The organism is Streptomyces sp. Ru73, from assembly GCF_002920575.1.
Lineage (GTDB): Bacteria > Actinomycetota > Actinomycetes > Streptomycetales > Streptomycetaceae > Streptomyces.
The window spans coordinates 24,140-30,470 of the sequence record NZ_PQSQ01000094.1 but is presented as its reverse complement, the minus strand read 5'-3'; the positions used below and the strand labels follow the sequence as shown (position 1 = coordinate 30,470).

The window sequence follows — 6,331 nt, the reverse complement described above, 5'->3', positions numbered from 1 at the left end:
AGCAAGGCCGGTGAGGCGGGGGAGGAGCCCGCGGCAGGCGCGACCTCGGGCATCGCGCGCCTGAAGACCCGTTCGTACGGTGTGCTCGGCGGCTTCACCACCATGGTGGCCAACGCGGGCGGCCCCGTGATGTCCCTCTACCTGCTCTCCACCGGCTTCAAGAAGCTCGGCTTCCTGGGCACGTCGGCGTGGTTCTTCCTGATCGTCAACACCGGCAAGCTGCCCTTCAGCGCCGGCCTCGGCCTGATCGACGGCCGGTCGCTGCTCCTGGACGCGGCCCTCGTGCTCTTCGTGCTGCCCGGCGCGTACCTCGGCAAGCGCTGCGTGGACCGCATCAACCAGCAGCTCTTCGAACGCCTGGTGATCGGCGCGACGGTACTCGGCGGACTCCAGCTGCTGCTGCGCTGACCGGCGCCCTCAGCGCGAGGGAGTGGTCTGCCGGGGCGCCGGGGGCAGCAACTGGCCCTTCGCCAGCAGCCGGTAGAGCCGGTCGGTACGCAGGAGTTCGTCGTGCGTGCCGGCCGCCCGGACGCGGCCGGCGTCGAGTACGGCGATGCGGTCGGCGGACCGGACGGTGGAGAGCCGGTGGGCGATGATCAGCAGCGTCGCCTCCGCCGTCACCTGCTCCAGGGTGTCGGTCAGCGCGGCCTCGTTCAGCGCGTCCATCTGCGAAGTGGGTTCGTCCAGCAAGAGCAGGGACGGACGGGGGAGCAGCGCACGGGCGATGGCCACGCGCTGGCGTTCGCCGCCGGAGAGCAGGGTGCCGCGGTCGCCGACCGGGGTGTCGAGGCCGGCCGGCAGCCGGCGCAGCAGGTCGCCGAGGTTGGCCAGCTCGACGGTCCTCAGCACCTCGGCCTCGGTGGCGTGCGGAGCGCCGTAACAGAGGTTGTCGCGCAGGGTGCCGTGGAGCACCGGCGCTTCCTGTTCGACCAGCCCGATACGGGCGCGGCAGGCCCTGAGGGCGAGGTCCCTGCGGCTGTCCAGACCGTCGAGGAGGATGGTGCCCCGGCAGGGATCGTAGAAGCGGGCCACGAGGGCGAAGACGGTCGACTTGCCGGCCCCCGAGGGGCCCACGAGGGCGGTGCGGGAGTGCTGCGGCACGGTGAGCGAAACACCCCGCAGGACCGGGCGGTCGCCGTAGGCGAAGTGGACGTCACGCAACTCCAGTACGGGAACGTCGCGTGCGGGCCTCTCCGGTACGGGCGCGCCCCGTACGGGTCTTGGCAGTGCGGGCCCCGCCGCCCGTTCGAGCCCCGGCCGTACGGGCGTTGCCGTCCCGTGCCGGGAGGACGGTACCGGGTGGCCGTCCGGCGTGCTCTCGTCCTCGACCGGCAGGCGGGCCATGCCGTCGATGCGCTTCAACGCACCGCGCCCCTTCTGCACCAGGCCGGCGGTCTCGAAGAGCGCGGACAACGGTGCGCCCAGGTAGGTGAGGTACAGCAGGAACGCGACGAGCTGCGCCAGCGCCAGGTCCCCGTGCGAGACCCGAATCCCGCCGACGACCAGGACGAGGATGAACGAACCGTTGGTGGACAGCCCGATCAGGGGCGCGATCACGGAGTCCAGCCGCCCGGCGTGCACCCCAGCGCGCCATGCCGCACGCGCCTGCTCCGTGACGCGCAGGGCCTCGCGTTCCTCGGCGTGGTGGATCTTCACGGTGCGGATGGCGGACAGCGCCCGGTCCAGGTCCGCCGCCATCCGGCCCACGCTCTCCTGGGCGCGCTCGGTGGCCGTCCTGATGCCCTTGACCGCCACTGTGGTGAGGCCGGTGGTGAGGCCCACGGTGCCGCAGACGAGCAGGAAGAGGGAGGCGTCGATCCACACCATGAGGACCGTCGCCCCGATGACGAAGATCAGCCCCGACAGCACGTCGATCGATCCGTAGGCCACCACGTCACGCAGCAGGGTGGTGTCGGCGTTGACGCGGGAGATGAGGTCGGCCGTGCGGTGGCTGTCGTACGTACGCATCGGCAGCCGCAGCAACCGGGAGACGAGCCGGGCGCGCACCCCGAGGACGATGCTCTCGCCGACGCGCTGCAGGAGGTAGTGCGCGCCGCCGCCGGCGAACGCCTGCGCCAGGAACACCACGGCGAGCAACACCAGAAGCAGGGCGAGGCCCTGCCCGCCGCGGGTGGCCTCGACGGCACGCATCGCCAGCAGCGGCTGAGCCAGCGTCAGCGCCGAGGAGGCGACGGTGACGAGCAGCGCCAGCAGGACCAGCTTGCCCTGGCCGTGCAGGGTGCCGAGGAGGGCCCGCAGGGGCACGCCGGCGGACGCGCCGCGTGCCGGTGCGGCGGACCCGTCACCACCATCCGGCGCGCCCCCGTCCTTCTTCCGCGGCGGCCGGACGGCACGGAAGCGGTCGCGCAGGGACATCACCCGTCCCGGCGTCCGTCGGCGGCGGCCACCGGCCCGAGGGGCGTGGCCCGGCGTCCGTCGTCGGCGGTCCCCGGCGGCCCGATCCGCATCAACGCACGGTAGCGGCCGACCTCGACCGGCTCGGCCACCGGCCGGCCGTCGGCCTCGACCCAGGCATGCGCCGCGAACGGGAAGGTCCGGGCGCCCGCACACCACGTGGGCCAGACACCGGTCGTGCGGCAGAGCAGCGCGGTGGCCAGCGAACGCGTCACGCACCCCTCTCCCGCACACATCCCGCTCATCGCGATCACCTCCCGCCGCGCCCGCTCCGCCTCCGCGTACGAGGCGGGCGCGGCACCCCGGCGGAGCACACCGAGGACGGTACGGATGTGTGCGGGCGTCCTCCCCGCCAGCAGCCGTGCCGCGCACACGGCCGCACCCGCCGCCACCCTGCGCCGGAGCGTCATCCGCCTGCGGTCACGCCGCCGTACGGCGGGATGCACCATGGTCCGCGCAGGAGTGGCGGAAGTACCGCTGGGTGCGAAGGACCGGCCCGGTGTGTCCATGATGCCTTCCGCGTTCGCGGCATCTCCCGTGCCCATGGCGTCTCCGGCACCCACGACGTCTTCCGTGCTCATGAGGTCTCCACGAGGCGGGCGGAACGCAACGAGTCGATCAGGGCGGTGACATCACCGAGCGCCCGGTCGGCCGGCACGGGATGGCCGTCGGCCAGCGTCCGTGCCGCGTCGGCGGGCGTACCACCCGCCAGGAGTGTGTCCAGCACCGCGGCGCCGGTGTGGTTGAGCTGCCAGTAGTCGCCGCGGCGTTCATCGAGCAGTACGGCTCCGCCCTCGTTCCTGGTCAGCGACACGTGCGGGGACAGTCGGACGGTCATGCGCGCGCTCATACGCCCTCCTCGGGCAGGTCACGACGGCCGGCGGTGGATTCCACGTCACGCAGCCACGCCTCACAGGCGAGGGTGGCTGCGAGGGCGTGCGGGCTCAGGCCGGGCAGGAAGGAGCCCGCACACACCCGGCGCAGTGCGGCCGCGTCGATGAGCCCCCGTGCGGCCAGCCGGGAGTCCTCGGTGAGGGCGAGCAGCCCGTCGCGATGGCGCCGCAGCCCCTCGTACTCCAGCTCCTCAGCGACGCCGCCGCCCTTGGTCGTACGCCGCAGCAGCTCGTCGGGGACTGTGCCGCGCATCGCCTCGGTGAGCAGCGGCTTGTAGTGCCACGGTGTGGTGCGCTCGTGCGGCCGGACGGCCAGGCACGCCTCGACGACCCGGTCGTCCAGGAACGGAGCGGCCATGGGCAGGCCGCTGTCCGCCGTCAGCCACCGGTCCAGCCGGACGGCCCGGCCGCTGTGGCGCACGGCTTCCCACGTCTCGTGCTGCCCCGGGCGTTCGGCGAGCGGTTCCCACGGTGTTTCCCCGGCGAGGGAGCGGACCGCCTCGGCGGCCCGTGCGGTGGCCCACTGGGGGAGCCGGGGGTACTGGCCCCAGCCCAGGTGGTCGGCGGGCGTGGCGGGCGGCACCGGCCGGGTGAGGCCCGAGAAGGCGGCGTCGAGCCACTGACGGTACGTGCGGCGGTCGGCCAGCGCGGAGAGTGAGCCGCGCAGCGGCCACCGGTGACGTGCTCGGTAGCCGCGGAGGTGGGCCCAGGCCAGCTGCGGCCGGTCGCGGGCGAGGTCGTGCAGATAACTCAGCATGCACTCGACGACCTCGTCACCGCCGTGACCGGTCAGATGGAGCCGGGAGGAGCAGCGGCCGGGCAGGCGCCGCGCGGCGGACAGCAGCAACGCACTGTCCTCCAGCCCGAGGTACGGCTCGTCCAGCACCGTGCCCGGCTCGCTCACCCCCTCGAACGGCAGCGGCGCCGCCGTCCCGGGCAGGAAGACCGCATCGGCCTCCGGCATCGCCGCCAGCGCCGTCTTCACCCAGTACGGATCGTCGTCGCCGGTGCCGGCGGCGGGAAAGGAGAAGGTGGTGAGCCGGTCGACGAGGCCCGCCGCCAGGAAGCAGACCGAGGTACTGTCCAGCCCGCCGGAGAGGTCACAGCTCCGCGCCCCGCCGCCACGGACCGCGGCCGCCACCGCGGCACCGAGGGCATCGCGCAGGAGCAAGGCCCCCTCCGGGAGGGGGAGTTCGGCCGCGGGTGGGCGCCACCAGGCCGTCACGGCGGCGGGCCGGTCACTCCGCAGGTACACGTACGCGTCCTCCGGCACGGACCGCACCCCGGACCACACGGACTGGCCCTGCAGCGGGTGCGGAGCGGCGGGGGACAGCAGGCGGGCGGCCACCTGCCGGTCGTCGATTCCCGTGCCCCGCACCTGCGCGAGCACGTCGGCGCGGCTGGCGGCCAGGTCGTGGTGGCCGGCGCGGGTACGGAACACGCGACGGCTGCCGGAGACGGTGCCCTGTACGCGCACACCGTCCGCGTCGGCCGCCACCAGGTGGAAGCTGCCGGACAGCCGTGGCAGCAACCGGTCCACCTCGCGCACGCCGCGCAACGGCCGGATCGCCGCGGCAAGTTCGGCCTCCGACATGGAGCAGTAGCCGATCAGCGCCACCCGCAGCGGCCCGGCCTCGGCGACGGTGACGTGCTCGTCGCGCCACTGCCCCAGCAGCCAGGGGCGGCCCGGACCGCGGTCGAGGCGCCGGGCGTCGGTGAGAGCCGGTGCGTGGGACACGGCGAGAGCGGCCGCGCGGTCCGGCAGGACCACGAACCACGCCTCGCCGTGCACCGACCCGGACAAGTGGGTCATGCCACTCCTGAGGGATCAGTGATAGGGGCAGTACCAGCCCTGACAGTCACGGGTTTCCGAGTACTTGTGGCGACCCTGCGTCAGATCGGCGAAGGTGCCGACCTTCACCAGCAGGGGAGCCTCATAGGTCGAGCAGCGCATTGTGCACCCCCTTTCGCTGCTACCGGGGTTCTGCTGTCGGCAGCAGGCTGCACCGGGTGCGTCACCTCGCCGTTACAGCGCAGGTGGGCGGCGTGGTGAGCGGCCCGGCCCGGGTGCGCTCGGTGGTGTCCGCCGGATCAGCGCACGGAACTGGCCCGAGGGCTCGACCCCCAGCTCCCTGTGCAGGAGCCGGCGGAAGGACTGGTAGTGCCGGATCGCCTCGCCGATGTTGTGCTCGGCCAAGTGGACGGTGACCACGGCGCGGTGGGCGCTCTCCCGCAGGGGGTCCGTCCGTACGCACTCCAGCGCCGCCTCCAGCGCGAGCGCGTGCTGCCCGCGCGCGGTGAGGCTGCCCGCCAGGGTTTCGAGGGCGTGCAGCCGCAACTGCCGGAGCCGTTCGCGTTCCAGCACGACCCAGTCCTCGTCCCAGCCGGGCAGCAGGTCCCCGGTGAGCAGCGAGCCGAGCTGCGGGCCGCTGTCCGCCTTCGCGTCCGGCCGCAGGGCCTGCAGCGCGCACCGGCTCAGGTCGCGCACGTCCACCCGCACCGTGTCCGCCAGCGCGAGGACGTCCCGGTCGCTGCGGACCAGCGAGGGCCGCCGGTGCCGCAGCCGCCACAGCGTCGTCCGCAGGCTTCCGAGCGCGTGGTTCTCGGTGACGTCCGGCCACAGCGTGCCCGCGAGCACCGTACGGGCCGCGCGCTGCCGCAACGCCAGGTACGCCAGCACCCGTTGACCGCTCGCGCACACCTCCGCCGTCTCCGTCGCTTCGGCGGCCTCGGCGCCGTACTGCAGCGCGAAGCTCCCCAGCAGTTGTAAATGGGCCGCGGGGCCGGAGCCGGTCGCACGGGTCGCTTCGGCCGCTCCGGCACCCGCTCCCGCCGGTACTCGCCGTGTCGTGCCTGCCGGTAATCGCCGTGTCGTGCCCGCCGGCACGTGCGGTGTCAGCTGTCGCGTCATCGTGGAAACACCGTCCCGGTCCCGTTCCTCAGTGGTCCGCCCAGCGGCAGGTGCCGTCTCCCGCTGCTCGCGGGAACTCCCTGCGCCTCCCGGTCGGTGCGTGAGCGCGAGC

The 6,331-nt window shown here is 73.7% G+C and carries 7 protein-coding genes; 1 reads left to right on the top strand and 6 read right to left on the bottom strand.

Annotated elements, in window-relative coordinates:
* On the top strand, window positions 1-408 hold a 408-nt coding region (locus C3486_RS29720), incomplete at its 5' end, for a sulfite exporter TauE/SafE family protein (RefSeq protein ID WP_146075087.1).
* A gap of 9 nt (window positions 409-417) precedes the next feature.
* Here the strand turns inward: C3486_RS29720 and C3486_RS29715 are convergent.
* From C3486_RS29715 to C3486_RS29695, 6 genes are all read right to left on the bottom strand, one after another.
* Window positions 418-2,376, bottom strand: coding sequence for an ABC transporter ATP-binding protein (locus tag C3486_RS29715; protein WP_103835875.1), 1,959 nt, complete (start codon window positions 2,374-2,376; stop codon window positions 418-420).
* Window positions 2,376-2,996 (bottom strand): lasso peptide biosynthesis B2 protein, encoded by a 621-nt coding sequence (locus C3486_RS29710; protein WP_258053065.1) that lies wholly within the window; start codon window positions 2,994-2,996, stop codon window positions 2,376-2,378. Before C3486_RS29710 ends, C3486_RS29715 begins: the two co-directional genes overlap by 1 nt.
* Window positions 2,993-3,265: a lasso peptide biosynthesis PqqD family chaperone gene (locus C3486_RS29705; protein WP_258053064.1), complete on the bottom strand. Its 273-nt coding sequence runs from the start codon at window positions 3,263-3,265 to the stop codon at window positions 2,993-2,995. Before C3486_RS29705 ends, C3486_RS29710 begins: the two co-directional genes overlap by 4 nt.
* A complete protein-coding gene (locus C3486_RS29700; protein WP_103835874.1) occupies window positions 3,262-5,121 on the bottom strand; it encodes an asparagine synthase-related protein in 1,860 nt (619 codons plus the stop codon). Before C3486_RS29700 ends, C3486_RS29705 begins: the two co-directional genes overlap by 4 nt.
* A gap of 15 nt (window positions 5,122-5,136) precedes the next feature.
* Window positions 5,137-5,262, bottom strand: a complete 126-nt coding sequence (locus C3486_RS38845) for a lasso RiPP family leader peptide-containing protein (RefSeq protein WP_107501233.1) — start codon at window positions 5,260-5,262, stop codon at window positions 5,137-5,139.
* Between the two features lie 72 nt (window positions 5,263-5,334).
* Window positions 5,335-6,219 (bottom strand): BTAD domain-containing putative transcriptional regulator, encoded by an 885-nt coding sequence (locus tag C3486_RS29695; RefSeq protein WP_103835873.1) that lies wholly within the window; start codon window positions 6,217-6,219, stop codon window positions 5,335-5,337.
* Window positions 6,220-6,331: the final 112 nt, after the last annotated feature.

Coding starts and splice junctions, on each gene's coding strand:
- C3486_RS29715 (WP_103835875.1), bottom strand. CDS start 2,376: ATGTCCCTGCGCGACCGCTTCCGTGCCGTCCGGCCGCCGCGGAAGAAG.
- C3486_RS29710 (WP_258053065.1), bottom strand. CDS start 2,996: ATGAGCACGGAAGACGTCGTGGGTGCCGGAGACGCCATGGGCACGGGA.
- C3486_RS29705 (WP_258053064.1), bottom strand. CDS start 3,265: ATGAGCGCGCGCATGACCGTCCGACTGTCCCCGCACGTGTCGCTGACC.
- C3486_RS29700 (WP_103835874.1), bottom strand. CDS start 5,121: ATGACCCACTTGTCCGGGTCGGTGCACGGCGAGGCGTGGTTCGTGGTC.
- C3486_RS38845 (WP_107501233.1), bottom strand. CDS start 5,262: ATGCGCTGCTCGACCTATGAGGCTCCCCTGCTGGTGAAGGTCGGCACC.
- C3486_RS29695 (WP_103835873.1), bottom strand. CDS start 6,219: ATGACGCGACAGCTGACACCGCACGTGCCGGCGGGCACGACACGGCGA.